Annotated in this window: 22 protein-coding genes, 2 tRNA genes and 1 pseudogene; 20 read left to right on the top strand and 5 right to left on the bottom strand. The window is 57.5% G+C overall.

Annotation, left to right across the window (positions count from 1 at the left end):
• Window positions 1-9 precede the first annotated feature (9 nt).
• The 5 genes from remB to dnaA form a co-directional block, all read right to left on the bottom strand.
• A complete protein-coding gene (gene remB, locus PXT33_RS00785; RefSeq protein WP_005937016.1) occupies window positions 10-267 on the bottom strand; it encodes an extracellular matrix regulator RemB in 258 nt (85 codons plus the stop codon).
• Window positions 268-350: 83 nt separating this feature from the next.
• Window positions 351-1472 (bottom strand): DNA replication/repair protein RecF, encoded by a 1122-nt coding sequence (gene recF / locus PXT33_RS00780; protein WP_332375760.1) that lies wholly within the window; start codon window positions 1470-1472, stop codon window positions 351-353.
• Window positions 1472-1687 carry an RNA-binding S4 domain-containing protein gene (locus PXT33_RS00775; RefSeq protein WP_005937022.1) on the bottom strand — a complete coding sequence of 72 codons (216 nt, stop codon included), beginning with the start codon at window positions 1685-1687 and terminating at the stop codon, window positions 1472-1474. Before PXT33_RS00775 ends, recF begins: the two co-directional genes overlap by 1 nt.
• Window positions 1688-1699: 12 nt before the next feature.
• On the bottom strand, window positions 1700-2806 hold the full coding sequence (gene dnaN / locus PXT33_RS00770; RefSeq protein WP_097776786.1) for a DNA polymerase III subunit beta: 1107 nt from the start codon (window positions 2804-2806) through the stop codon (window positions 1700-1702).
• Window positions 2807-3202: 396 nt separating this feature from the next.
• A complete protein-coding gene (dnaA, locus tag PXT33_RS00765) occupies window positions 3203-4525 on the bottom strand; it encodes a chromosomal replication initiator protein DnaA (RefSeq protein WP_005937115.1) in 1323 nt (440 codons plus the stop codon).
• Between the two features lie 356 nt (window positions 4526-4881).
• Between dnaA and rpmH the strand changes: the two genes are divergently transcribed.
• The 20 genes and pseudogenes from rpmH (at window position 4882) to PXT33_RS00665 (ending at window position 25414) form a co-directional block, all read left to right on the top strand.
• On the top strand, window positions 4882-5016 hold the full coding sequence (gene rpmH / locus PXT33_RS00760; RefSeq protein WP_005924258.1) for a 50S ribosomal protein L34: 135 nt from the start codon (window positions 4882-4884) through the stop codon (window positions 5014-5016).
• Window positions 5017-5229: 213 nt separating this feature from the next.
• Entirely contained in the window at window positions 5230-5640 is a 411-nt protein-coding gene (gene rnpA / locus PXT33_RS00755; protein WP_332375757.1) for a ribonuclease P protein component, read from the top strand.
• Window positions 5637-6263 carry a membrane protein insertion efficiency factor YidD gene (yidD, locus tag PXT33_RS00750; RefSeq protein WP_347070424.1) on the top strand — a complete coding sequence of 209 codons (627 nt, stop codon included), beginning with the start codon at window positions 5637-5639 and terminating at the stop codon, window positions 6261-6263. Before rnpA ends, yidD begins: the two co-directional genes overlap by 4 nt.
• A 195-nt stretch (window positions 6264-6458) precedes the next feature.
• Window positions 6459-7520 (top strand): YidC/Oxa1 family membrane protein insertase, encoded by a 1062-nt coding sequence (locus PXT33_RS00745; RefSeq protein ID WP_223388457.1) that lies wholly within the window; start codon window positions 6459-6461, stop codon window positions 7518-7520.
• A 17-nt stretch (window positions 7521-7537) separates the two neighbouring features.
• Window positions 7538-8701 carry an RNA-binding cell elongation regulator Jag/EloR gene (gene jag, locus PXT33_RS00740; protein WP_223388458.1) on the top strand — a complete coding sequence of 388 codons (1164 nt, stop codon included), beginning with the start codon at window positions 7538-7540 and terminating at the stop codon, window positions 8699-8701.
• A 301-nt stretch (window positions 8702-9002) separates the two neighbouring features.
• Window positions 9003-10814 (top strand): 5'-nucleotidase C-terminal domain-containing protein, encoded by a 1812-nt coding sequence (locus PXT33_RS00735; protein ID WP_223388459.1) that lies wholly within the window; start codon window positions 9003-9005, stop codon window positions 10812-10814.
• A gap of 220 nt (window positions 10815-11034) precedes the next feature.
• Window positions 11035-12341, top strand: a pseudogene (gene mnmE / locus PXT33_RS00730) (tRNA uridine-5-carboxymethylaminomethyl(34) synthesis GTPase MnmE); the annotation flags it as partial.
• Window positions 12342-12779: 438 nt separating this feature from the next.
• Window positions 12780-14651, top strand: coding sequence for a tRNA uridine-5-carboxymethylaminomethyl(34) synthesis enzyme MnmG (gene mnmG, locus PXT33_RS00725; protein ID WP_332375754.1), 1872 nt, complete (start codon window positions 12780-12782; stop codon window positions 14649-14651).
• Window position 14652: 1 nt separating this feature from the next.
• Window positions 14653-15210 carry a prolyl-tRNA synthetase associated domain-containing protein gene (locus PXT33_RS00720; RefSeq protein ID WP_337678554.1) on the top strand — a complete coding sequence of 186 codons (558 nt, stop codon included), beginning with the start codon at window positions 14653-14655 and terminating at the stop codon, window positions 15208-15210.
• A 19-nt stretch (window positions 15211-15229) separates the two neighbouring features.
• Window positions 15230-15937, top strand: a complete 708-nt coding sequence (gene rsmG, locus PXT33_RS00715) for a 16S rRNA (guanine(527)-N(7))-methyltransferase RsmG (protein WP_207698885.1) — start codon at window positions 15230-15232, stop codon at window positions 15935-15937.
• Between the two features lie 159 nt (window positions 15938-16096).
• Complete coding sequence (locus tag PXT33_RS00710) at window positions 16097-16894, top strand: ParB/RepB/Spo0J family partition protein (RefSeq protein ID WP_097774092.1); 798 nt, start codon at window positions 16097-16099, stop codon at window positions 16892-16894.
• Between the two features lie 648 nt (window positions 16895-17542).
• Entirely contained in the window at window positions 17543-18376 is an 834-nt protein-coding gene (locus PXT33_RS00705; protein WP_291019079.1) for a ParA family protein, read from the top strand.
• Between the two features lie 18 nt (window positions 18377-18394).
• Complete coding sequence (locus PXT33_RS00700) at window positions 18395-19264, top strand: ParB/RepB/Spo0J family partition protein (RefSeq protein WP_332375753.1); 870 nt, start codon at window positions 18395-18397, stop codon at window positions 19262-19264.
• Between the two features lie 86 nt (window positions 19265-19350).
• Entirely contained in the window at window positions 19351-20682 is a 1332-nt protein-coding gene (serS, locus tag PXT33_RS00695; protein WP_005937144.1) for a serine--tRNA ligase, read from the top strand.
• A gap of 203 nt (window positions 20683-20885) precedes the next feature.
• A tRNA-Met gene (locus tag PXT33_RS00690) sits at window positions 20886-20962 on the top strand.
• 92 nt (window positions 20963-21054) lie between these two features.
• Window positions 21055-21126 (top strand) — tRNA-Glu (locus PXT33_RS00685).
• Window positions 21127-22041: 915 nt separating this feature from the next.
• Complete coding sequence (locus PXT33_RS00680) at window positions 22042-22905, top strand: branched-chain amino acid ABC transporter permease (protein WP_005937151.1); 864 nt, start codon at window positions 22042-22044, stop codon at window positions 22903-22905.
• Window position 22906: 1 nt separating this feature from the next.
• Entirely contained in the window at window positions 22907-23962 is a 1056-nt protein-coding gene (locus PXT33_RS00675; RefSeq protein ID WP_005937154.1) for a branched-chain amino acid ABC transporter permease, read from the top strand.
• A 2-nt stretch (window positions 23963-23964) separates the two neighbouring features.
• Complete coding sequence (locus PXT33_RS00670; protein ID WP_005937157.1) at window positions 23965-24714, top strand: ABC transporter ATP-binding protein; 750 nt, start codon at window positions 23965-23967, stop codon at window positions 24712-24714.
• Complete coding sequence (locus PXT33_RS00665) at window positions 24707-25414, top strand: ABC transporter ATP-binding protein (protein WP_005937160.1); 708 nt, start codon at window positions 24707-24709, stop codon at window positions 25412-25414. The genes PXT33_RS00670 and PXT33_RS00665 overlap by 8 nt, the downstream gene beginning before the upstream one ends.
• Window positions 25415-25483: the final 69 nt, after the last annotated feature.

Raw genomic sequence — 25483 nt, 5'->3', positions numbered from 1 at the left:
TTGGCTGGTTTACTCGATCATTTTTTCGGCTCTGCGCCGCATGGCAGCAGGCGACAGCTCCGAAAGATACACCGTGTCCACCACGGCCCCGTCTGCCAGAACATAGCTCTGGGGCAGCTCGTCCGAAAGGCTCACCACCGCGCCGTTCTTCTGGGCGTAGTTCAGAAACTCCCGGCCCCGGGGGGTGATGGTGGTGGTTTCCAGATTGAAGATGCCGATAATGTCCCGGTCATTCAGCACGTAGTCACGGCCCAGATGAATATACATACAGTATTTTCCTCATTCTGGCAGTTCATGCATAAAAGCGCCGTTTATTCACCGGCAGCTGCATGTACTTTTGCATCATTTCTTCATGCTTTGCTCAGCACACCGCCGTTCATGCGGTACACTTCGCCGTCCGTTTTCAGGAACGCGGTATCATCGCAGCTGGTCACGAATGTCTGCTTTTCCTTCATGCGGGTGAGCAGATACTGTTTGCGGCCCTCGTCCAGTTCGCTGAGCACATCGTCCAGCAGGAGCACCGGGTGCTCTCCGGTGATCCGGGCAGCGGCAGCCGCTTCGGCCATTTTCAGGCTCAGCACCACGCTGCGCTGCTGTCCCTGACTTGCAAACACCTTTGCGGGCTGGTCGTCCAGCAGCAGCTCAACGTCCTCGCGGTGGATGCCGCACAGGCTCTGCCCGGCGCGCAGCTCGTCGTTCTGGCGCTGCTTCAAAAGTGCGGAAAGCCCGCCCGGCTCAAACTGGGCGGCATACCGCACCGCCATGCGCTCTGCCCCGTGGGAAAGCTCGGCATAGTTGGCGCAGGCCAGCGGTGTGAGCAGGGCCAGATACTCCCGCCGCCGCTTCTGGATGGCCTCGCCCTGTGCGGCAAGCTCCACGTTCAGCACTTCCAGCAGGGCGCATTTTTCTGCCCACGGGCGCTCCGTGCCGCCTGCGGAATGACGCAGAAGCGCGTTTTTCTGCTGCAATGCCCGCACATAGCGACGGTAGGTGGCAAGGTATCCGGGGTACAGCTGGCACAGCGCCGCGTCCAGAAACCGCCGCCGTCCTTCCGGTGCACCTTTTACAAGGCTCAGGTGCCCGGGGTCGAACACCACAGCCGGAAAGCTGCCCGCAAGGCCCGCCGCCCGCTTGGGCGGAGAGCCGTTGACCGATGCATACCGGCCGGGGCGCTGTGCATCCGGCGTGCCCACCGTAATGCGCACATTTGCCGGTTCGTCCGGTTCCTGATCCTCCTGCCGGGTGCGCTGGGTGACGGCCTCCAGTACCGCGAATGTTTCTCCGCGGCGCACAAGCTCGGCATCCTTGCCGCCCCGGAAGCTTTTGCCGCCGGTCAGAAGCCAGATGGCCTCCAGCAGGTTCGTTTTGCCCTGACCGTTGTTGCCGCAGATCACGGTCAGCTCCCGGCCAGGTTCCAGCTGCGCTGCCGCAATATTGCGGTAATTCGCAACTTCCAGTGAAAGCAGACGCATTACTGGCCCTGACCCACTTCCACGGTCTGGCCGTCCAGCTCGATCACATCACCGGCACGGCACTTCTTGCCGCGCATGGTGCACACCTCGCCGTTCACCTTCACGGCACCGCCCTGCACCAGCTCTTTGGCTTCGCCGCCGGTCTCGCACAGGCCTGCATATTTCAGCAGGGCATCCAGCTTGATAAATTCCGTATGGATGAGAATTTTCTGCATAATTTCGCCCTCTTAATCGTTCTTGAAGCGCACCGGCAGCACCAGATACAAAAAGTCGTTGCCCTCGGCAGGCAGCACCTTGACCGGGCTCAGAGGGCCGCTGATCTCCATGCGGACCTTCTCGGTGCGGGCGTTGCGCAGCGCATCCAGCAGATAGCGGTTGTTGAAGCCGATCTCCACTTCATCGCCCTCGCAGTCGGCGTTGAACTCGTCCACCACGCGGCCAAGGTTGGTCTGGCAGCGCACCACGACTCTACCCTCTGTAAAGGAGATGCGGAGAGGATTTTTTAAACGCTCTGTAATAATCAGCGAAGCACGCTCGATGGTCTCGATGAATTCCTTGGTGTCGATGGTCACGCGGGTGCGGCTGTCGGCGGGGATCACGTTGCGGTAGTTGAGGAACTCGCCCTCGATCAGACGGCTCATGATGGTGTAGCCGCCGGCCATAAAGACCACATAGCGGCGGTTGGCGCTGATGTGCACCGGCTCTTCGTCGTCGTTGGGCAGCAGGTGGGCGACCTCGGTCATGGTCTTGCTGGGCACGATGATGCGGATATCCTTTACCGCCGTCACCGGGCGTTCCACGATGGCCAGACGGTAGCCGTCCAGTGCCACCACAGTCAGCTTGTCGGGCAGGATCTCGAACAGCTCACCGGTGTGGGCGGGCTTTTTCTCGTCCTGACTGACAGCATATAACGTACGATCGATCATATCTTTCAGTACGCCGGTCTTGATGGTCAGGGTCTCTTCCGCTCCGGTATTGGGCAGCTCGGGGAAATCGTTGGCCGGCATAGACTGGATCTCGAACTGGACTACGCCGCTCTGGATGGTGGTCTTGCCGTTCTCGGCAGAGAGGATGCTGACCTGACCGGCGGGCATCCGGCTGATCATGCTGCTGAGCAGCTTTGCATTCAGCACCACCTCGCCGGCTTCCTTGACATTGGCTTCGATGGTGGTCACGATGCCCATTTCCAGATCGTAGCCGGTGAGGTTGAGCTGGAAGCCTTCGGCTTTCAGCAGGATACCTTCCAGCACAGGGATGGCAGAACGCATGGTGACGGCTTTGGACACACCATCGATGGCTGCGCTCAGCAGAACTTTATCACATACGATGTTCAAACTGAATTCTCTCCTTTGTTTTTCGTTTCTGATGTTGTTTTGTGTTTGAAAACAGTTTCAGAACCGGTCTATCTTATTGAACTTGTTGTAGTAACCGTAGTAGGGGGTGGGGAACTTGTGGAAAACCCCGAAAAGCCTTGTCGGAATGCGGGGGTTTTGGTTTCCACGGGGTTGTGAATGTGTTGTGAATGGATCGTGGAAAGGTTGGGATAGGTCTTTCTTTCCACAGACCATGTGGAGAACGGAGGTTGAATGTTGAAAACTCTGTGGAAAGTGTGGAAAGGTTTGCGTTTTTACCACAAGATATAGGTTCTTTTTCCCCGTTTTGTTCCGTTTTCTCCCCATATTTTGGGGTTTCACCCATAAATGAGTACGACTTTTGCACGATTTCTGCGGTCAGGCCTTCACGTTCTTGATGATGTCGCTCACGGTCTCGCGCAGGTGCTGGTCGTTCTTCATGTCACGCTCCATGGTCTTGAGGGAGTAGACGATGGTGGAGTGGTCACGGCCGGAGAATTCACGGCCGATCTCTTCCATGCTCATGCCGGTGACCTCGCGCAGGATGTAGATGGCCACGCGGCGGGCAGAGGCAACGTTGGCGTTGCGCTTGGTGCCGCGGATGTCGGCAGGGGAGACGTTGAAGGTGCGGGACACCTCGCCGATGATCTTCTCGATGGTCACGGGCACCGGCTGGGTCTCGTTGAGGATGTCCTTGATGGCATTCTGGGCCACACTGATGACCGGCTGGATGCCCTCCAGCATGTAGTAGGCGTTCAGTTTTTTTACAGCGCCTTCCAGCTGGCGGATGTTGTTCTTCAGGTGGTTGGCAATGAACTCGGCCACATCCTCGGGCAGGTCCAGATGCAAAAGCTCTGCCTTGCGCTTGACGATGGCCACGCGGGTCTCAAAATCCGGCGGCTGCACATCGGCGGTCAGGCCCCACTCAAAGCGGGTGCGCAGACGCTCTTCCAGACTTTTGATCTCCTTGGCCGGGCGGTCGGAGGCAATGACGATCTGCTTGTGGGCATCGTGCAGGGAGTTGAAGGTGTGGAAGAACTCCTCCTGCGTGGACTCCTTGCCGGCGATGAACTGGATATCGTCTACCAGCAGCAGGTCTGCCACGCGGTACTTCATGCGGAAGTCCTCGGTGCTGCCGGCGCGGATGGCGGCGATCAGCTCATTGGTGAACTGTTCGCAGGTAACGTACATGATGACGAAATCGGGGTGGGTGCGCTTGATCTCGGTCTGGATGGCCGTGAGCAGATGGGTCTTGCCAAGGCCGGAGCCGCCGTAGATGAACAGCGGGTTGTATGCGCCGGAGGGATTGGCCGCAACCGCCTGTGCAGCAGCAAACGCAAACTGGTTGGAAGGGCCTTTGATGAAGTTTTCAAATGTGAACTCGTAGTTGCCCTGCGGGGAGGCGGGGTTCGCCTCGTACTGCTGGGCCAGCACCACCTCGTGCGGCGGCGTGCTGGGCACCACCAGCGTGATGTCCACGTCGAAGCCCAGCACGGTCTTGAAGGCTTCCTTGAGCAGGCCAAGGTAGCGGTCCGTCACGATCTTGCAGATGAAGTCGTTGCGCACCGAAAGGGTGATGTGGCTGGAATCCTCAAAGCTGATCGGCTCCAGTCCGTCGATATAGAGATTATAGGTCGGCTCGGCCATCTGCGTTTTGCAGTACGCCTGGGCGGCCTCTAAAACGTCCTTAAAAGAATCCATAAAACATCCACTCCGTTAAAGTTTTCAACAATGCTGCTGATACTAGGTTAGTATACCACAAAAAACGCTGTGCGTCCATATTTCTATAATGTAATTTATAATACATAAGAAAAGCCCCTGCACGGCCGTTGTGGCATGGGCAAAACAGGGCCACAATATCTTGTGGCAAAAGAGTTTTCCACGGCAGAATGGTGAAAAAGTTGAAAATCTTTTCACAAAAAAGTTTGAAGGAAAGCGAAAAAAATGCTTGACAGAACGCCATACTATGCGATATACTGTTGAATTGCAAGCCTGTCCCCAATCTGGGACCACATCAGACCCCATACCGGGGATAAGTTTTTACGGAGGATACAACCATGAAGAGAACTTTTCAGCCCAAGAAGCGTCAGCGCAAGGAAGTTCATGGCTTTCTGACCCGCATGAGCACCAAGAACGGCCGTAAGGTCATCAATGCTCGCCGTGCAAAGGGCCGCAAGAGCCTGACTGTCTGATCCGGCCTTTTATGACGGGATCCGGCGCAGAAATGAATATGCGCACAAAAGACCGCTGATATTGGATTAGCGGTCTTATTTTTTTTTGAAAATTGAAAGAATTTTCGTAAAAATGCCCGCATGGGCTTTCAAAGTCGAAAAATTTTTGATATACTGGCTGAAGAATGCACCCTTCGGGGCGTGTTCTCAGCCACAGAAAGGAGGCGCGGAATCATGCGCTATCGTCCCATCCGCCGCAACAGCGAGTTTGGCAGAGTGTATGCCCGCGGCAAATCCTATGTGAACCCCGGTCTTGTGATGTATGTGCTCAAGACCCGCAGCAAAAAGACCCGCGTGGGTCTGACCGCCACCAAAAAGATCGGCCACGCCGTGCAGCGCAACCGTGCCCGCCGCGTGATGAAGGCGGCCATCGACGAGCATCTGGACTACAACATCGGCGGCTATGATCTGATCTTTGTAGCCCGCGGTATGACCCCGCGGCTGAAGAGCTGGCAGCTGAGCAGCGTTGTGGCAAAGCTGTTTGCACAGGCCGGTCTGCCGGATAAGGCCAAACGGCCGGATGCGCCGCCCCCTGCCACCGTGCCCCCGGCACGCAGGGCACAGGTGGAAAAGCCGGACGCATGAACCGCCTGCAGTACATCTGCCGCCGCGCGCTGTGCGTGCCCATCCGGGCCTACCAGTACACTCTCAGCCCATGGATCGGCCGCAGCTGCCGTTTTACGCCCAGCTGCAGCAACTACACCATGCAGGCCATCATGACCCATGGGTGCGTAAAGGGCATCCTGCTGGGGGCATGGCGCATCGCCCGGTGCAATCCCTTCGGCAAATGGGGCTTTGACCCGGTGCCGGAGCCGGGCCGCTGGCAGAACCCTGCCCGCCGGCTGCAGCCCGCAAGGCTGTTTTCCACACGGCACAAGCAAAAGGTGGAAAAAAATATAGAGGTTTCCTGCGCAGAGCGTAGTCGCGTGTTTAAAGTTTCATGGTTTTTGCAAAATGCAGCACCGCCGGGTATGTTCTCTTTTGCGTGCCAAAAGAGAACCAGAAAAGCACCCGCTACTTTCGAGGCGCGGGAGGCACGAACTAGGGGCTACTCGCCCCTAGTAACCCCAAAGCTGTTGGGCTCCATACAAAAAAATCCAAGCCGCTGCGCTAGAGGATTTTTTGTGTTCCGCCGATTTAAAGTCGCTGCGCGACGAAACGTAAGGGCAACAGCATATGCCGTTTACCGTTACGCCACTCTCCGGTGAAAATGTAAATCGAAAAAATCCGCAGATTTTTTCGATTTACGAAATTAAAATTTTATTTCCGCTATTTATGCCCAGAGCAACGCGGAGGGCATTTTAGATAATAAAGCTTCTTGTGACGCGGTGCACTGTGGGCAGCGTGTCCTACGATAAAAATAACAAGTCCCGTGCCACAGACGGGGCAGAATGGACAAAGGTATGAACTTCTTTTACATCCTGAGCGGTCCTCTCGGCTATGTCATGGAGTGGATCTACAAGCTGCTCCCGAGCTACGGCTGGGACATCATCATCTTCACGCTGCTCATCAACATCGTCAAGATCCCTCTGCAGCTGAGCCAGCAGAAGAGCATGGCTAAAATGTCGGCCTTCCAGCCCATGATGATGGAGATCCAGACCAAGTACAAGGACAAGCCCGAAAAGCAGCAGGAAGAAATGCTCAAGCTGCAGCAGGACTACGGCTATAACCCCACCGCAGGCTGCGTGCCCATGCTGTTGAACTTCCTTGTCATGTTCGGCGTTATCGGTGTCGTGTACAATCCGCTGGAGCGCATCTTCCACATCAGTGCTGCGGCTCTGACCGCCGCCGGTGAGGCCCTGACCGCCTCCGGCGTCGCCTTTACCGCCATCACCCGCGATACCAACATCATCGCACAGGTGGTTGCTGGCAACGGCGGTGTGCTGGGCTGCTTCAGCGCCGAGCAGATCGCTACCATTACCGAGTTCAGCCAGCACATGAACTTCCTCGGCATCGACCTGACCCGCATCCCCAAGCTGGGCCTTTCTCTGGACATCGTGCTGCCGCTGCTGTCGGTCATCACCATGCTCCTGTCCACCCATATCAGCATGAAGGCCAGCGGCCAGCAGATGCAGGGCAGCATGAAGCTGACCATGTATATGATGCCGCTGATGTACCTGTTCTTCTGCTTCACCTATCCTCTGGCATTCTCTCTGTACTACGTCATTTCCAACATCGTGATGACCGTGCAGACTCAGGTCATGCGCAAGGTGTACGACCCCGATAAGATGCGCAAGGAGATCGAAGCGCAGATCGCAGAAAAGAAAAAGCAGGAAAAACGCGGTGTGAAGAACACTACCGTCAAGGTCACCGATCCCAAGACCGGCAAGACCACGGAAAAGAACCTTTCCGCCAGCGAGATGAACAAGCGCCGTCTGGAGTATGCCCGCCAGCTGGACGAGGAGCGCTACAAGGACGAGCGTACCGTGCCGCTGAGCGAGCTGAACAAGCAGGATAAAGAATAAGAGGAGGATGAACGGTTATGATCCGTAAGCAGGAAGCGACCGGCAAAACGGTCGATGAAGCCCGCGCAAAAGCCTGCGCTCTGCTGGGCGTGCAGGCCGATGATCTGAATGTCAGCTGCGAAGTGCTGGAAATGCCCCAGAAGACTGGTTTTCTGGGCCTGAAGCTCACCCCCGCTAAGGTGTGCGTGAGCGTGGAGGAGCCGGACGCTCCGGCTGCAGCACCCGCTGAGCCTGTTGTTGAGAAAAAGACTCCCGTGCAGGAGGCTGTCAAGGCCACTCCCGTGGCAGAGGAGCCTGCTGCTGCGGCAGCACAGCCGGAAGCAAAGGCCGAAGAACCTGCTGCCCCCGCTGCAGAAGCTGCTGCAGAGCAGCCCGCTGCCGAGGAAGAGGAGCCGGAAGTCCCCATCGTGATCGAAGAGAACGCTAAGATCAAGGCTGCTGTGGACTACCTGCGTGAGGTCATTGCCCTGATGGGCGTGGAGAATGTCACCTTCAGCGCTGTGCAGAAGGGCGAAGCTACCATCATCCGTCTGGACGGTGAAAAGCTGGGTGCCCTCATCGGCCGCCGCGGCGAGACCATGGAGAGCCTTTCCTATCTGGCAAGCCTTGTGGCAAACCGTCTGGAGGGCGATTACATCAAGCTGGGTCTGGATGTGGCCGGCTACCGCGATAAGCGCGAGAGCGACCTGACCGCACTGGCACAGCGCATTGGTGCCAAGGTGCGCAAGACCGGCCGCAGCTTTGCCATGGAACCCATGAACCCCTACGAGCGCCGCATCATCCACTCTGCCATCAGCAAGATGGAGGGCGTGCGCAGCGAGAGCAAGGGCGAAGGCCGTGACCGCCGTGTGGTCATCTACTCCACCGCACCCGATGCACAGACCGAGAACACCTATGGCGAGCGCCGTCCCCGCGGCGGACGCGGCAATGGCCGTCGTCCCGGCGGCAGCCGCAATGGCGGTTATCGCGGCGGGAACCGTTCTGAGCATGGCGACCACAATGGAAACCGCGGCGGTTACCGTGGCAGCCGCAATGGTGCACCCCGCGGCCCGCGGCCTTCCGGCGTGCCGGAGCGTACCTATGCACCCCGTGATGCCGAGAATGCAGCACCGGTAGCACCCAAGCGCACCGAGCGGGTGGATGATTTTGCCAATTTCAGCTTTGGCAAAATCGAGCTGTAATACGGAACTACTTTTGAAATCAGGGTCTCCGGAAAATCTGCGGATTTTCCGGAGACCTTTTTCACGCAAAAAGGATTTTACCCAAAACTGACGCCAAGGTGGTTTCGGGTCGGGCAGCTGTTGCGGTATACTGAGCATAAAAAAGTCATTCTTCTCAAAATTTGGAGGATTTGCCTGTTTTTTGCCGAAATCTTTCTCTTAAATAGCAATTGTAAAACAATTGGTCAAGGATTTATACTGTAGTCAAGAGCGTTCTGTTCGTGAAGAACAGACAGAATGATGAAAAGAGAGGTATTCAACTATGGCTCAGAACAAGATCTCCCGCCGCAGCTTCCTGCGTGGTGCAGGGGCATCTGCCACCATCGTAGCCGCCAGCTGCATGGCACCCTCTGCAGCCGCCTGTGACATCAAGTCCCTGTGGAGCATGGATCTGCAGATCCTTGCCACCAGCGATACCCACGGCAAATTCGACCCATGGGACTACGCTGCCAACAAGGCAGATGCTTCCGGCAGTGTGGCCCAGCAGGCGACCGCCATCAAGCAGTGCCGCACCCGGAACACGCTGGTGGTGGATGCAGGCGATACCATTCAGGCCAACTCCGCAGAGCTGTTCCTGAACGATGACCTGCATCCCATGATCGCTGCCATGAATGCCATCGGCTATGATATCTGGACCACTGGCAACCATGAGTACAACTACGGCATGGATGTGCTGAAAAAGGTCATGGGACAGCAGAAGGCCAAGGTGCTCACTGGCAACGTTTACGCACCGGACGGCACCCCGCTGGCCGACGGCTACACCATCATCAAGAAGGGCACTGTCAAGATCGGTGTCATTGGCATGGTCACCCCCAACATCATCCGCTGGGATGCCAAGAATCTGGAGGGCTGGAAGGTCACCAACCCTGTGGACGAGAGCCGCAAGATCATTGATAAGATCAAGGATCAGGTGGATGTTCTGATCGGCGTCATGCACATGGATACCGAGAACGAGTACGGTGTCTATGGCTCCGGCGTCACCGATCTGGCAAATGCCTGCCCGGAGTTTGATGTGATCGTGGGCGGCCACGGCCACAGGAGCATCCCCAACATGATGATCAACAACGTGCTGGTGGTGGAGAACAAGAACGCCGGTGCCACCCTGTCCGAGATCCACGTCTATCTGGAGCGCCAGCTGGACGGTAAGTGGAAGGTCGTGAACCGCACCTCTGAAAACCTGCAGATCAAGGAGTACGAGCCCGATCCGGAGCTGACCGCTCTGCTGGCCTCCTACGACACCCGCGCCAAGGAAGACGCTGTTACCCCCATTGGCGAGCTGAAGGGCGGCGATCTGGCCCCCGAAAACGAGATCGACTGCCTGCCGCAGGCCATGGTGCAGGATACCGCGCTGCTGGACTTCATCAACGAAGTGCAGATGTACTACACCGGTGCGCAGGTCTCTGCTACCGCCCTGACCTCCATGACCTCCCAGATGCGCGCGGGCACCATCCGCAAGTGCGATATGGCCAGCATCTACACCTACCAGAACACCCTGTACAAGCTGCAGATGACCGGCGAGCAGCTGCGCCGCTTCATGGAGTGGTCTGCTGCCTTCTTCAAGACATGGAAGCCGGATGAAGTGACCATCGCCTTTGACCCCTCGGTGCGCTACTACCTGTATGATGCTTTTGAGGGTGTCAACTACGAGCTGGACGTCTCCAAGGAGCCGGGCCACCGCATCAAGAACCTCAAGTGGCCGAACGGCAAGGCCGTGAAGGACACCGACACCTTTGTGGTGGCAGTGAACAACTACCGCGCCACCACCCAGCTGCTGACGGCTGCGGACATCTTCCTGCCGGGCGAAGAGCTGCCCAAGCTGCTGGAGATCGATGTGCGTGGCGACGTGGGCGGCATCCGCGAGCTGCTGGGCGAGTACATCCGCACCGTGAAGGGCGGCACCATTGAGCCGCACGTGAACAACAACTGGAAGATCGTGGGCAACAACTGGAAGGCTGCCGATCACCAGAAGGCTGTGCAGCTGCTGCGCGAGGGCAAGCTGGCCCTGAATGAGAATGCCGATGCACGCACGCTGCCTGGCAAGGCCATCACCACGGCGGATATCGCCAAGTTCTAAAAAACAGTTTCTTGTAAAAAGGGGCTTTCCGTGTTGGGACGGAAAGCCCCTTTTTTGTGTGAGAAACGGGCGGATTTTCAACCGTTTCCCGGGAATTGGTTGAAAAAACAGTACCATTCCGCAGCATTTCGTGGTACAATGAAACTGTATTGGTCTCGCTGCTGTGGGCAGATGGGAGCAAGCGGCCAGACCGGGCGCGGAAAGGAAGCCAGAAAAAACCATGCAGGAAACGACCATTGCAGCCATTGCAACAGCACCGGGCGCAGGCGGCATTGCCGTCGTGCGGCTCTCCGGTGCGGAGAGCTATCCCATAGCAGCCCGGGTGTTCCGCCCGGCCAACGCCGCAAAAAAGGTGGAGGATGCCAAAGGCTACACCGCCATGTACGGCACATTCCGGGAAGGGGACGAAGCCTTTGATGAGGGGTGGCCCTGTTTTTTCGCGCGCCCCACAGCTATACCGGCGAGGACGTGGTGGAGCTTTCCTGCCATGGCGGCAGCGCCGTGGCCCGCCGTCTGGTGGAAGCCTGTCTTGCTGCCGGTGCGCAGCCTGCCGCGCCCGGCGAGTACACCCGCCGCGCGTTCCTGAACGGCAAGCTGGGTCTGACGCAGGCCGAAGCGGTCATGGACCTGATCTCGGCGGATGGCCGTCAGGGTGCCGCGCTGGCCAATGCCGCGCTGGGCGGTGCGCTGGCAAAGAAGATCAGTGCCCAGAAGGAAGCGCTTACCGCCATTCAGGCTCACCTTGCCGCATGGGTGGATTTTCCCGAAGAAGATGTGCCGGAGCTGGATGGTGACCATCTGCACCGCGTACTGAGTGGGGTAAAGGCAGAGCTGGACGAGTTGATCCATAATTATCAGGCGGATACCGTCCTGCGCGAAGGTGTGGACTGCGCCATTGTGGGCAGACCAAATGCGGGCAAATCCACACTGCTCAACCTGCTGGCCGGGTTCGACAGGGCCATCGTCACGCCGGTGGCTGGCACCACCCGTGACGTGGTGGAACAGGCGGTACAGCTGGGGGATATCCAGCTGAATCTGTTCGATACCGCCGGTCTGCGCGAGACCGAAGATGCCATTGAAGCCGAGGGCATCCGCCGCAGCTGGAAAAAGCTGGAGGAGGCAGGCCTGATCCTGGCTGTGTTCGATGGCTCTGAGCCGCCCACGCGGGAAGATCTGGAGCTTGCACAGCGTTGCACAGGCCGTCCAGCCATTGCACTTATCAACAAAGAGGATAAACCGACACAATTTGACGCAGAGTGGATAGCACCCTGCTTTGCCATGGTGCTGCCGGTGTGCTGTCAGGAAGAGGAGAGCCGCAAGGTGATCTCCGCTGCGGTGGCCCGCCTGCTGGGTACCAGCCAGATCGACCCCCATGCCGCCAGTCTGTCCGGCCAGCGTCAGCTTTCCGCCGCACTGCGTGCGCGGGACGCTGTGGCCGGTGCACTGGATGCTGCCGCAGGCGGCTTTGGGCTGGATGCCGTTTCCGTCTGTGTGGACGACGCACTGGCCGCCCTGTGCGACCTGACCGGTGAGAACGCCTCGGAAGCTGTGATCGAACAGGTGTTTGAACGTTTCTGCGTGGGAAAGTGATCCTGCGAAGGGGGGAGTTTGCTCCCAGGCAAGCATCCTAGCCCTCTCAGGCGCTAACGCGCCAGCTCAAAGGGAGAGCCTTTGGCAGTCCACGCAAACTTCATCTCTTTGCCAAGGCCTCTCCCTTTGGGAGAGGTGGCATGGCGTAAGCCATGACGGAGAGGGCTAGGATGCTTGCCCGCCACGCAATCGTTTCCGCAGGAAACCAGCGCGGCAGCTGCCGTTTCCCGTTATGACCCCTTTTTGTGAAAAAGTAAATTGGAAAAATCCGCAGATTTTTCCAATTTACAAAATATAAATAGTATTTCCGCTGAATATGCCCAGAGTGAAACGGAGGGCATTTTAAATCATTTGTTAGAGGAAACCCGAAAGTATATGAACCACTTAGGAGATTATGACGTTATCGTCATCGGTGCCGGCCACGCTGGTATCGAGGCAGCTCACGCCGCCGCAACGCTGGGCGCGAGAACGGCCGTGTTTACCATGAGTCTGGATGCCATTGGCAACATGCCCTGCAACCCCAGCATTGGCGGCACGGCAAAAGGCACGCTGGTACGTGAATTGGATGCGCTTGGCGGCGTGATGGGCCTTGCTGCAGATGCCACCTATCTGCAGAGCCGGATGCTCAACAAGGGCAAAGGCCCGGCGGTGCACGCCCTGCGTGTGCAGACCGACCGCAAGCGCTACCATGAATATATGAAGCATGCATTGGAACTCACGCCCGGCCTTGCCATCCATCAGGCTGAGGTTGTGAGCATCGAGACCGAGAACGGCCGTGTGAAGGGCGTTGTGACCCAGCTGAACGGGGAATACAGCGCCAAGTGCGTGGTCATTGCCACCGGCACGAACCTTGGCGGCAAAATTTTTGTGGGCGATGCGTGGTACGCCTCCGGCCCGGACGGGATGCACGCCGCTAACGCCCTGACCGACAGCCTGAAGGCTGCCGGGCTGCCGCTGCGCCGGTTCAAGACCGGCACCCCTGCCCGGGTGCACCGCCGCAGCATCGATTTTTCCAAGCTGGAATGCCAGCCCGGCGATCCGGACAATGAGCTACAGCCCTTCAGCTTTATGACCGATGCACCCATGCACAACAAGGTGGAGTGCTGGATCGCCTACACCAACCCCGAGACCCACAGGATCATTCTGGATAACATCCAGCGCAGCCCGCTCTATGGCGGCATGATCGAGGGTGTTGGCCCGCGCTACTGCCCCTCCATTGAGGATAAGGTGGTGCGCTTTGCGGGCAAGGACCGCCACCCCATTTTTGTGGAACCCTGCGGCGAGAACACCGAAGAGATGTATCTGCAGGGAGCCTCCAGCAGCCTGCCGGAGGATGTGCAGAACGCCTTCTACCGCAGCATCAAAGGGTTTGAACACATCGAGATCATGCGCCCGGCCTACGCCATCGAGTACGACTGCGTGGACCCCACCAGTCTGGAAGCCACGCTGGAAAGCAAGGTGGTACGGGGACTGTACGGTGCGGGTCAGTTCAACGGCACCTCCGGCTACGAGGAAGCCGCCGCCCAGGGCCTGCTGGCCGGACTGAACGCCGCCCGCAATGCGCTGGGCAAAGAGCAGCTCATTCTGCCGCGCCACACCAGCTATCTGGGCACGCTGGTGGACGATCTGGTCACCAAAGGGGTCATGGACCCCTACCGCATGATGACCAGCCGCAGCGAGTACCGCCTGACCCTGCGTCAGGACAACGCTGACCAGCGGCTGACCCCCATCGGCAGGGAATACGGCCTTGTGCAGGATGACCGCTGGGCCAAGTACCAGCACACCCAGAGCATTCTGGAAGCGGAGCGCCGCCGCCTGCACGAGACGCATCTGCGCACCGCAGACCTGCGCACCGCCATGGAAGCGGCCGGTCTTGCCCCTGCTGCCGAGGGCGGCATTGCGGAAGAGCTGCTGCGCCGCCCGGAGATCAGCTATCCGCTGCTGGCCGGTGTCATCGGCTGGGGCGAGCAGATCACCCCCATGCTGGCCGAACGGCTGGAGACCGAGATCAAGTATGCGGGCTACATTGCCCGGCAGGATCGGATGATCCGGGACGTGGCCCGGCACGAAAAGACCCTGATCCCGGATGATTTTGAATATTCCGACCTGACCGGCCTGACGCTGGAAGCCCGCGAAAAGCTGGCCCGCATCCGGCCGAAGAACCTCGGTCAGGCGGGGCGCATCCCGGGCGTATCGCCCTCCGATGTGGCGCAGCTGAGCATTGCACTGGCAGCGAGAGGAAAATAAAATGGAAGAACTGAAGCTTTACGAGGGCCGTCCTGCCGACTGCACCGGGCGGCTGGAAAAAGAGATCCGTACCTATGACCTGCTGGACAAGCTGGGCATCCAATTCTGGCGCACCGACCACGGCTGGATGAAGGCCGACACCATGGAGGACTGCCATGTGATCGATGCCTGCCTGAATGCCACCGTCTGCAAGAACCTGTTCCTGTGCAACCGGCAGAAGACGAACTTCTATCTGCTCATGATGCCCGGGGACAAGCCCTTCAAAACCAAAGAGCTTTCCCATCAGCTGGGCATTGCCCGCCTGAGCTTTGCCTCGCCCGAGGATATGGAGCAGTATCTGGACTGCACGCCCGGCTCCTCCTCCATTATGGGCCTTGCCAATGATGCTGAAAATAAGGTGCAGCTGCTGATGGATGAGGACATAAAGGCAGGGGAGTACCTCGGCTGCCACCCCTGCATCAACACCTCCTCGCTCAAGCTGCGAACGGCAGATGTGCTGGAAACTTTCCTGCCTGCCGTGCATCACGAGCCGATCTTTGTTCACTTGACCGGCGAATAACAGAAAGGAAAACCTGCGTATGATCGATAAACCGCGCCTTGAAGCAAAATGTTCCACATGGAACATCACTCTCACCGGCACCCAGCTGGACCAGCTGGATGCCTTTGCCGAAATTCTGGTGGACTACAACCAGAAGGTCAACCTGACCGCTATCACCGACCCCGAGGGGATCGAGGATAAGCACTTCCTCGACAGCCTGCTGTTTGCCAGCCAGCCGGAAGTGGCGGGCCGCATGGTGGATGTGGGCGCAGGCGCAGGCTTCCCGGGCATCGTGACCAAAATCTACAAGCCGGAACTGGAGCTGACCCTGATGGAGCCCACCGGCAAGCGGGTGGAGTTTTTGAAGTACGCCTGTGCCCAGCTGGGTTTGACCGGCGTGGAGTTTGCAAAGGAGCGCGCCGAGGAAGCCGCCCGCAAGGCGTGGCGTGAACAGTTTGATCTGGCATCTGCCCGGGCTGTGGCTGCGCTGCCCATGCTGGCCGAATACTGCCTGCCGCTGGTAAAGGTAGGCGGAAACTTCCTTGCCATGAAGGGCTCTTCCGGTGAGGAAGAACTGGCCGCAGCGCGCGGTGCCATCAAAAAGCTGGGCGGCGAGTACAAAGAGACCCGCACTCTGCACCTTCCGGGCGGCGACACCCGCACCCTGATCCTGTGCAAAAAGATTTCGCAGACTCCGACAGCCTACCCCAGAAACGGCGGAAAAATTGCGAAAAGCCCGTTGAAATAACGAAATATCGATAGAATTTTGTAAAACCCTGCCGAACGAAACTTCTGGCAGGGTTTTTATTTGTGTGATACACTGTGCCTGAAGCCTGAGTTTTCCACGCTTTCCCGGGAAAATGTGAAAAACAAAACCCATCCACCACGCGAAAGGAGCCGTGTATCCATGTTTGAACGCAAAAAGCAGGCGGGCAAGATTTATTTCCTGCCCATCGATCAGATCAGGCCGTCACCGTTTCAGGCACGGCGGGAGTTCAGCGAGCAGGAGCTGGCTGCGCTGGCCCAGAGCATCCGTGAAAATGGTCTGCTGCAGCCCATCTCGGTGCGAAAAGTGTCGGATGGAGGCTACGAGCTGGTAGCCGGGGAGCGGCGGCTCCGTGCCTGCCGCCTTGCTAAAATGAACACCATCCCTGCCATCCTCTGTGATTACGACGATGAGCGCACCGCCGCGCTGGGTCTGCTGGAAAACATCCAGCGGGCCGACCTGAACCCCTTTGAGCAGGCGCAGGGCTTAAAGGATGTGATGGTGCTGTGGGACTGCACCCAGGCCGAAGCCGCCAAGCGTCTGGGCATGGCGCAGCCCACCCTTGCCAACAAGCTGCGGCTTTTGCAGCTGAACGCCGACCAGCGGCAGTTCGTGCTGGACAACAGCCTCACCGAGCGCCATGCCCGGGCGGTGCTGCGTCTGCCGGAGAACCGCCGCAGTGAAGCATTGATCAACATTGCCAAGCGCCGCATGAACGCCCGGCAGACCGACCTCTACATTGAACAGCTGCTCAACACCCCTGCAAAAGGCAGGCACCGCATCTCGATGGTCAAGGATGTGCGTATTTTTGTGAACACCATCGACCATGCCATCCGTCTGATGACCGATAATGGTGTGCCCGCCACTGCCCACCGGGAGGAGAAGGACGGGTATATCGAATATACGGTGCGCATCCCAACCACCGCCGCCGAACGGTAAAATTGTTCCATGTGGAACAGGAAACTCCCGTGCAGAGCGTAGTCGCGTGTTTAAAGTTTCATGCCTTTTGCTAAAGCATTGCCGCCGGGTACGTTCTCTTTTGCGTGCCAAAAGAGAACCAGAAAAGCACCCGCTACTTTCGAGGCGCGGGAGGCACGAACTAGGGGCTGCTCGCCCCTAGTAACCCCAAAGCTGTTGGGCTCCATACAAAAAATCCAAGTCGCTTCGCTAAAGGATTTTTTGTGTTCCGCCGATTGGAAGCCCCTCAGTCGCTGCGCGACAGTTCCCTCAAAGAGGGAGCCTCTGGCGAAACCGCAAGCTTTGTGGTCTGCCCAGAAACTTTACCGTACTGCCAAAGCCTCCCTTATGAGGGAGGTGGCAAGCCCGACAGGGCTTGACTGAGAGGGCTAGCCAGCTTCCCGGCGCGCATTCAAAATCGTTTGTTTTGTCTCCCGAAACAGTGCAGTTTTTGATTTTCCCACCTCTAAAAGTTAAAAATCCAGCGGAAAAACGCTTCAGATGGTTCAAAAACCGATTTGGATGTGCTATACTAGGTGTTAAGGTGCCTGTATGGACGGGAAACCGGCGGGCATGACTGCGAATGTTCCACATGGAACAATTAAATTTTCCCGGAAGGAAGAATTGTGCGTGGCAAAAATTGTAGCAATTGCGAACCAGAAGGGCGGCGTTGGCAAAACAACCACCGCCGTCAACCTGTCGTCCTGCGTTGCGGCGCTGGGCAAGCGGGTGCTCATCGTAGACCTTGATCCGCAGGGCAATACCACCACCGGCTACGGCATCCCGAAGCGCAGCGTGGAAAAGGGAACCTACGAGATCCTGATCGGTGAGGCGCGGGCATCCGAGGCCATCCGTAAGACCGAGTACCGCACCGATGTCATCGGCTCCAACACCCGTCTGGCCGGTGCCAGTCTGGAAATGATCGACCTGCCCGCTCGTGAGAGCCGCCTGCGCAAGGCGCTGGCCGAGGTGCAGAAGGACTATGACTTCATCTTTATCGATTGTCCGCCCAGTCTGGACCTGCTCACCCTGAACGGCCTGAGTGCCTGCGACAGCGTTCTCATTCCGGTGCAGTGTGAGTATTACGCGCTGGAGGGTCTTTCGGAGCTGATCAGCACCTTAAAGACCATTCGCAAAAAGTACAATCCGTATCTGGATATCGAGGGCGTGGTGTTCACCATGTTCTCGCTGCGGTATAACCTGACCGTGCAGGTGGTGGAGCAGGTGCAGAAGTATTTCGGCTCCAAGGTGTACAAGACCACCATCCCGCGCTCCATCCGCATTTCGGAGGCACCCAGCTACGGCCAGCCCATCAATTTCTATGAGCCCAAGGGCAAGGGCAGCGAAGCATACATGGATCTGGCAATCGAATTTGTCAAGAACAACCGCCCGCACGAGCCCAAAAAGGCCCACAGAAAAAGTGCACCCGTCGCAGAGCAGACGAAAAATGCTCTGGAAGATTAAACCTCAGGGGGAACATGAATGGCAAGAGGAAAAGGAGGACTTGGCCGCGGGCTGGACAGTCTGTTTGAAGATGCCGCCCCGGTTTTTGAGTCCGGAGCAAAGGTAGACACCTTGCCTCTGCGTGAGATCGAACCGGACCCGGAACAGCCGCGCAAGACCTTTGACGAACAGGCGCTGGGCGAGCTGGCGGCCAGCATTGCAGAGCATGGTCTGCTGCAGCCCATCGCGGTGCGTCCGCGCCCGCGCGGCGGCTACAGCATCGTGGCGGGTGAGCGCCGCTGGCGTGCCTGCCGCATGGCAGGGCTGAACGATGTGCCGGTGGTCATTAAGGAGGTCAGCGACGAGCAGGCCATGGAGCTGGCTCTGGTGGAAAATCTGCAGCGCGAGGATCTGGACCCGGTGGAAGAAGCAACCGGCATCCGGGAGCTGATGACCCGCTGCGGCCTGACGCAGGAGCAGGCGGCACAGAAGCTGGGCAAGAGCCGCAGCGCACTGGCCAACAGCCTGCGCCTGCTGAACCTGCCGGAAAACGTGCTGGAACTGCTGAAAAGCGGCTTTATCAATATCGGCCACGCAAAGGTGATCCTGAGCCTGCCCACACCGGAGCTGCAGGAGCAGGCGGCGCAGATCATTGCGGACAACCAGCTGAACGTGCGTCAGGCCGAGACGCTGTGCAAAAAGCTGGCAAAGCCCGCAAAGGAGCCCAGAGAACCCAAGCCGCGGGGCACTCTGCCGGTGGAGGTGGAAGAAAGTCTCAAGCAGGTGCTGGGCAGCGAGGTGAACGTGGCCTACCACGACGGCAAGGGCAAGCTGACCGTGCATTTCTATTCAGACGAGCAGCTGCGGGCCTTTGCCAACCTGCTGGGACAGTACCAGAACGAAGAATAAAGCGATCCAAGGCGGGCGACCGTCTTTGAACGGCACAGGGGAGGGGATCTTCTGTGCGAACCGAAATAGAGCAAGGAGAGTCAATCATGCTTGATATCAAATTTGTCCGTGAAAACCCGGACGCTGTCAAGGAAAACATCAAGAAGAAGTTCCAGGACGCAAAGCTGCCGCTGGTGGACGAGGTCATCGAGAAGGATGCCAAGTACCGCGCATGCCTGAAGGAAGTGGAAGCCCTCAAGGCTGCCCGCAACAAGCTGAGCAAGGCCAACGGCCCCCTGTTCGGCCAGCTGAAGAAGTGCACTGATGAGGCACAGAAGGCTGAGCTGCAGGCTCAGATCGATGCCAACAATGCCGCCGTCAAGGCCGACGCCGACAAGATGGCTGAGCTGGAAAAGGAAGAAGAGACCCTGTCCGCACGCATTCAGGAGATCATGTACACCATTCCGCAGATGATCGATCCCAGCGTGCCCATCGGCCCGGATGATACCTACAACGTGGAAGCACAGCGCTTTGGTGAGCCTGTGGTGCCCGATTTCCCCATTCCGTACCACACCGAGATCATGGAGAGCTTCGACGGCATCGATATGGACGCTGCAGGCCGCGTGGCCGGCAACGGTTTCTACTATCTGCTGGGCAACATCGCCCGCCTGCACGAGGCTGTGCTGGCCTATGCCCGCGACTTTATGATCAACAAGGGCTTCACCTATGTGATCCCTCCCTTCATGATGCACGGCAACGTGGTGCAGGGTGTCATGTCCTTCCCGGAAATGGATGCCATGATGTATAAGATCGAGGGTGAGGACCTGTACCTGATCGGTACCAGCGAGCACACCATGATCGGCCGCTTCATCGACCAGACTCTGGACGAGGCCACTCTGCCCCTGACCCTGACCTCCTACAGCCCCTGCTTCCGCAAGGAAAAGGGCGCTCACGGCATCGAGGAGCGCGGCATTTACCGCATCCATCAGTTCGAGAAGCAGGAAATGATCGTGGTCTGCCGCCCCGACGAGAGCGCTGACTGGTACGAGAAGCTGTGGAAGAACTCTGTGGAGCTGTTCCGCAGCATGGAGATCCCGGTGCGTCAGCTGAACTGCTGCTCCGGCGACCTGGCCGACCTGAAGGTGAAGAGCTGCGATATCGAAGCATGGAGCCCCCGCCAGCAGAAGTACTTCGAGGTCTGCTCCTGCTCCAACCTGGGCGATGCACAGGCACGCCGCCTGCACATCCGCGTGAAGGGCAAGGACGGCAAGACCTATCTGGCCCACACCCTGAACAACACCTGCGTGGCACCTCCGCGTATGCTGATCGCCTTCCTGGAGAACCATCTGCAGGCCGACGGCACCGTGACCATCCCCGAAGTGCTGCAGCCGTATATGGGCGGCCTGAAGGTCATGGTCCCCACCCACAAGAAGGGCTGAAGAATTGACCGGCTTTTCCACAAGGCTCGGATAAATGGTTGAAAAATCCCGCTTTCTATTCAATGGAAAGCGGGATTTTTACGTATCTCCGTTTGTATTTTGGACGACACGAAAAAATATGATTTTTTTAAAAATATGTGTTGACAAAAGGGGTATCTGTGGGTATAATAATAGAGCACTGTTCAAGTGCACAAACAATATGTGGCGGTATAGCTCAGTTGGCTAGAGCATTCGGTTCATACCCGAAGTGTCACCGGTTCAAATCCAGTTACCGCTACCACTTTTACAGAGTTTCGCTAAGGTTAGGGGGACGGTCGTCTGCAGTAGTGGACGATGGAAGTCGGAGGTTTTAGCGAAGCTCTGTATTTCTAAGGCCCGTTGGTCAAGCGGTTAAGACACGGCCCTTTCACGGCTGTAACATGGGTTCGATTCCCGTACGGGTCATGAATAAAATCCCTGATCTTAGGATCAGGGATTTTTTCATGCAACCCGTACGAGGAATCGAAGGAACACGGCCGCCCGCAGGCGGCAAAAAAGAGCCCAGTGGGCTCTTTTTTAGTGTTCGGGTCCCATCCTGTAGGAATGTCTAATGTGGTGGCTGTTTCATGCAACCCGTACGAGGAATCGAAGGAACACGGCCGCCCGCAGGCGGCAAAAAAGAGCCCAGTGGGCTCTTTTTTAGTGCTCCGGGTTGCGGCTCCCAGCATCCGCGCGTGCCTTGGGCGGCACTTGCGTCTTGCTGGCCGCTGCCCCAACAACTCCTCCCTGCATCGGCCACTGGCCGCGGTCGTCGTTGTTGCAAGTCCCATCCTGTAGGAATGTCTAATGTGGTTGCGGCCGCTGCATTCGCTCGGGGGATTTTTAATTTGACCCGCACGGGAATTGCAGCTGAGCTGACCGCCGCCAGCGGCGGAAACAGGGCGGCGGCGCGCCTTCATCTTGAATACCACATGCCATTTTATGGATAAAAAGCCCGGCAGGGGAACACGTTCAGGTGCTCTTCTGCCGGGTTTTTCTGCATTTTCCGTAAATTTCCGGCCTGAAATAGTAACAAAATTATGTCAATGAGACATCAATCCTCCATTTTTAACTGCGTAAATTGGCTTGCACACCAAAAACTCTGGAATATTCTAGCACTTTCCATATAAATTCATGACAAAGTTTGGTAGAAATAATATCTTGTATACAGGCTGCACTTACGTTACAATACAGATGATATACCAATTGTACGAGCAGAAGGGAGGAAATGGAGTCCACAAGGGCGGTTTTCAATCACGAGTACGGGCCGGTGGCGGATGCAGCGTGCAGTTTTTGCATCATCTGTTCCCATCGCCTGATGCTTAGAACGGGAGGATGTCAATGGAAGTCTTTTTGCAAGCACTGGTAAACGGGATCCTGCTGGGCGGTTTCTACTCCCTGATGGGTATGGGCCAGAACATCATTTTCGGTGTTATGAACATCGTCAACTTCTGCCACGGCGAAATGTTGATGGTGGGCATGTACATCACCTATGTTCTGTATACCTACTTTGGGGTGGACCCCTATGTAGCCCTTCCCATCGTTGCAGTGCTCATGTTCGGTCTGGGTGCGCTGATCCAGTCCACTCTGATCACCCCTTCGCTCAAGACCAAGAGCTTTACGAACCTGCTGTTCCTCACCGTCGGTCTGGGCCTGCTGCTCACCAACGGCGCTCTGGTCATCTTTGGTTCCACCTATTATAAGATCATTACCCCTTATTCGCAGACCTATATCCCGCTTGGCCCGGTCACCATTGCGCTGCCGCGTCTGGTCAGCTTCCTGATCTTGATCGTGGTTGCCATTGCACTGTTTGCCTTCCTCAAGTATTCCACCACCGGCAAGCAGATCCGCGCCGTATCCCAGAACCCCATTGGTGCTGAGGTCGTGGGCATCAACGTCAAGAAAATTTACATCCTGACCTATGGTCTGGGCGTTGCTCTGGCCGGTATCGCCGGCTCTCTGCTGACCCAGTTCTACACCATCTATCCCACCGCAGGCGCAAGCTTCGGCTTCCGCGCACTGATCGTCGTGGTCGTGGGCGGTCTGGGCTCCATCCCCGGCGCATTCTTCGCCGGTATTTTCCTGGGCCTGCTGGAGCAGATGAGTGCATTGTTCATCAGCCCGTCCTACAGTGATATGATCGTGTTCGTCACCTTCATCATCATTCTGGTCGTGCGTCAGGTCATGATTCTGAGGAGGCGATAAGATGGATACCAGAAAAGCAGTTAAAACCTATCACCGCAATCTGGCGATCGTTCTGGCTATCATCGTCGCCATCTTCGCAGCGATCCCGCTGGTCGTGGATAAACCTTACATCATCAACATTTTCGTTCTCACCTTCTATATGTCCACCCTGTCCATGGCGTGGAACATTCTGGGCGGCATCACCGGCCAGAACTCGCTGGGTCTGGCCGCTTACATGGGTCTGGGTGCTTATGTGTGCTGTCTGGTGGTCACAAAGACGGGCATGAACCCCTGGGTGGCCGCTGTGCTGGATATGCTCGTTGTGGGCGTTGTGGCCGGTGTCATCTTCTTCCCCAGCCTGATCCTGCGCGGCCCCTACTTCACGCTGGTGTCCATCGCGTTTGCCGAGTCCATCCGTCAGTTCATCATCAACTCGGAGTTCTTCGGCCGCGCATCCGGTGTGGGCCTGCCCTTCGGCAAGGACTCTTTTGCGCAGTTCCGCTTTACCAGCAAGGTGCCGTACTACTACATCGGCTTCATCATGATGGTGGGCGTTTACCTCATCATGAAGAAGATCGGCCGCTCCAAGCTGGGCTTTGCGCTGCGCACCATCCGCGAGGATGAGGACGCAGCCGCCGCCATCGGCATCAACCCCACCAAGTACAAGGTCATTGCCGTTGTCATTTCGGCTATCATTGCCGGTCTGGTCGGCTTCTTCTACGTCAGCTACATCCGCTACATCGACCCCGATATTATGATCCAGTCCAAGTCCACTGAGATCGTGCTGCCGGCAGTCGTGGGCGGCGCCGCCTACATCGAAGGCCCGCTGATCGGCGGCCTCATCATGATCCCGCTGAGCGAACTGCTGCGTGCAAACTTTGCCGCCATCCTGCCCGGCATCAACATGCTGATGTATGCCATCGTGCTGATCGTGGTCATCCGCTTCCGTCCGTCCGGTATTCTGGGCTGGTACATGAACTCGAAGGTCAAGACCTTCATCGATGAAAAGATCCTCAAAAAGCCGTCTCTGGACGTGCTGGAAGAGTATGAGCTGATGGCAGACAAGGGAGGGAAGTAATCATGGCAGAAAAGCCTATTATTGAAGTCCAGGGCCTGACCAAGCGGTTCAAGGGTCTGACCGCCGTGCATGATGTTTCTTTCTCGGTGGAGAAAGGCTCCATCACCGGCATGATCGGCCCCAACGGTGCTGGTAAATCCACCACCTTCAACATGATCTGCGGCTACTACCCGCCCACCGAAGGCAAGATCTTCTACAATGGTGAGGACATCACCAACAAAAAGGCGTATGAGTACACCAACATGAAAATCGCCCGCACCTTCCAGATCATGAAACCTCTGAAGAACCTGAGCGTTCTGGATAACGTCACCGCCGCCGCCTACTTCGGCCACGCCGGTGCAAAGAGCGAAAAAGAGGCCAAGGAGCGCGCCATGGAGGTGCTGCACTTCACCGGCCTGTACGAAAAGCGTCATGTGATCTCCAAGGACATGGGCACGCCGGACCAGAAGCGTCTGGAGATGGCCCGCGCTCTGGCCACCAAGCCCGAAGTGCTGTTTCTGGACGAGAACATGGCAGGCTTGAACCCGGCTGAGACCGAAGAGGCCATCCAGCTGATCCGCAAGATCAACGAGTCCGGTGTCACCATCCTGCTCATCGAGCACATCATGAAGGCGGTCGTGAGCCTGTGCGAGAAGGTCATCGTCCTTCACCACGGCGAAAAGATCGCTGAGGGCACGCCCGAGCAGGTCATGAACGATCCCTACGTCATGGAGGTGTATCTGGGCACCAAAAAGGAGGGCGCAAGTGCTTAAAGTTGAAGGTCTGAACGCCGGTTACGGCTCTGTGAACATCCTGTGGGACATCGGCTTTGAGGTGAAGGATGGCGAGATCGTTGCCATCCTTGGCTCCAACGGTGCCGGTAAGACCACCATGGTGCGCACCATCACAGGCATGGTCAAGGCCAGCTCCGGCAAGGTGGAGTTCAACGGGGAGGACCTCTCCGGCAAAAGCTCCCGCGTTATTCTGGACAGCGGCATCGTGCAGGTGCCGGAAGGCCGTCAGCTCTTTACCGAGATGACCGTGCTGGAAAATCTGGAACTGGGTGCATTCAATAAGGAGACCAAGGCGCATTTTGCAGAAAATCTGGAAAAGTGCTATAACTGGTTCCCCAAACTGCGCGAGCGCGCAAAGCAGGCTGCCGGCACTCTGTCCGGCGGCGAGCAGCAAATGGTGGCCGTGGCCCGTGCGCTGATCGGTATGCCCAAGCTGCTGATCCTGGACGAGCCCAGTCTGGGCCTTGCCCCCAACATCGTGGACGACATTCTGGAAGTGGCCAAGACCATGGTGAAGAATGACGGCATCTCGGTGCTGCTGGTGGAGCAGGATATCACCAAAGCCCTTGCAGCGGCTGACCGCGGCTATGTCATCGAGAACGGCCGCGTGGCACTGGAAGGCACCGCCGCCGAGCTCTCGGCAAACGAGCACGTCAAGAAGGCGTACCTCGGCATCTGATTTTGGAAACTGGATGTCCGGCGGGCACTACTTCACACGGTGCGGCGGGGCATCTCGGATCAACAAGCT

The sequence above is a fragment of the Faecalibacterium taiwanense genome (assembly GCF_036632915.2).
In the GTDB taxonomy this organism is placed as follows: domain Bacteria; phylum Bacillota; class Clostridia; order Oscillospirales; family Ruminococcaceae; genus Faecalibacterium; species Faecalibacterium taiwanense.
Note: the sequence above shows the minus strand (reverse complement) of the source record. Positions and strands in the feature narration are given on the sequence as shown.

Bases quoted from the DNA above. Each gene is read 5' to 3' on its own strand.
- PXT33_RS00675 (WP_005937154.1), top strand. From the start codon at position 22,907: ATGGATACCAGAAAAGCAGTTAAAACCTATCACCGCAATCTGGCGATC.
- PXT33_RS00735 (WP_223388459.1), top strand. From the start codon at position 9,003: ATGGCTCAGAACAAGATCTCCCGCCGCAGCTTCCTGCGTGGTGCAGGG.
- rsmG (WP_207698885.1), top strand. From the start codon at position 15,230: ATGATCGATAAACCGCGCCTTGAAGCAAAATGTTCCACATGGAACATC.
- rpmH (WP_005924258.1), top strand. From the start codon at position 4,882: ATGAAGAGAACTTTTCAGCCCAAGAAGCGTCAGCGCAAGGAAGTTCAT.
- recF (WP_332375760.1), bottom strand. From the start codon at position 1,472: ATGCGTCTGCTTTCACTGGAAGTTGCGAATTACCGCAATATTGCGGCA.
- mnmG (WP_332375754.1), top strand. From the start codon at position 12,780: ATGAACCACTTAGGAGATTATGACGTTATCGTCATCGGTGCCGGCCAC.
- PXT33_RS00680 (WP_005937151.1), top strand. From the start codon at position 22,042: ATGGAAGTCTTTTTGCAAGCACTGGTAAACGGGATCCTGCTGGGCGGT.
- PXT33_RS00775 (WP_005937022.1), bottom strand. From the start codon at position 1,687: ATGCAGAAAATTCTCATCCATACGGAATTTATCAAGCTGGATGCCCTG.
- PXT33_RS00720 (WP_337678554.1), top strand. From the start codon at position 14,653: ATGGAAGAACTGAAGCTTTACGAGGGCCGTCCTGCCGACTGCACCGGG.
- remB (WP_005937016.1), bottom strand. From the start codon at position 267: ATGTATATTCATCTGGGCCGTGACTACGTGCTGAATGACCGGGACATT.
- PXT33_RS00670 (WP_005937157.1), top strand. From the start codon at position 23,965: ATGGCAGAAAAGCCTATTATTGAAGTCCAGGGCCTGACCAAGCGGTTC.
- PXT33_RS00745 (WP_223388457.1), top strand. From the start codon at position 6,459: ATGAACTTCTTTTACATCCTGAGCGGTCCTCTCGGCTATGTCATGGAG.
- rnpA (WP_332375757.1), top strand. From the start codon at position 5,230: ATGCGCTATCGTCCCATCCGCCGCAACAGCGAGTTTGGCAGAGTGTAT.
- PXT33_RS00700 (WP_332375753.1), top strand. From the start codon at position 18,395: ATGGCAAGAGGAAAAGGAGGACTTGGCCGCGGGCTGGACAGTCTGTTT.
- dnaA (WP_005937115.1), bottom strand. From the start codon at position 4,525: ATGGATTCTTTTAAGGACGTTTTAGAGGCCGCCCAGGCGTACTGCAAA.
- jag (WP_223388458.1), top strand. From the start codon at position 7,538: ATGATCCGTAAGCAGGAAGCGACCGGCAAAACGGTCGATGAAGCCCGC.
- yidD (WP_347070424.1), top strand. From the start codon at position 5,637: ATGAACCGCCTGCAGTACATCTGCCGCCGCGCGCTGTGCGTGCCCATC.
- serS (WP_005937144.1), top strand. From the start codon at position 19,351: ATGCTTGATATCAAATTTGTCCGTGAAAACCCGGACGCTGTCAAGGAA.
- PXT33_RS00710 (WP_097774092.1), top strand. From the start codon at position 16,097: ATGTTTGAACGCAAAAAGCAGGCGGGCAAGATTTATTTCCTGCCCATC.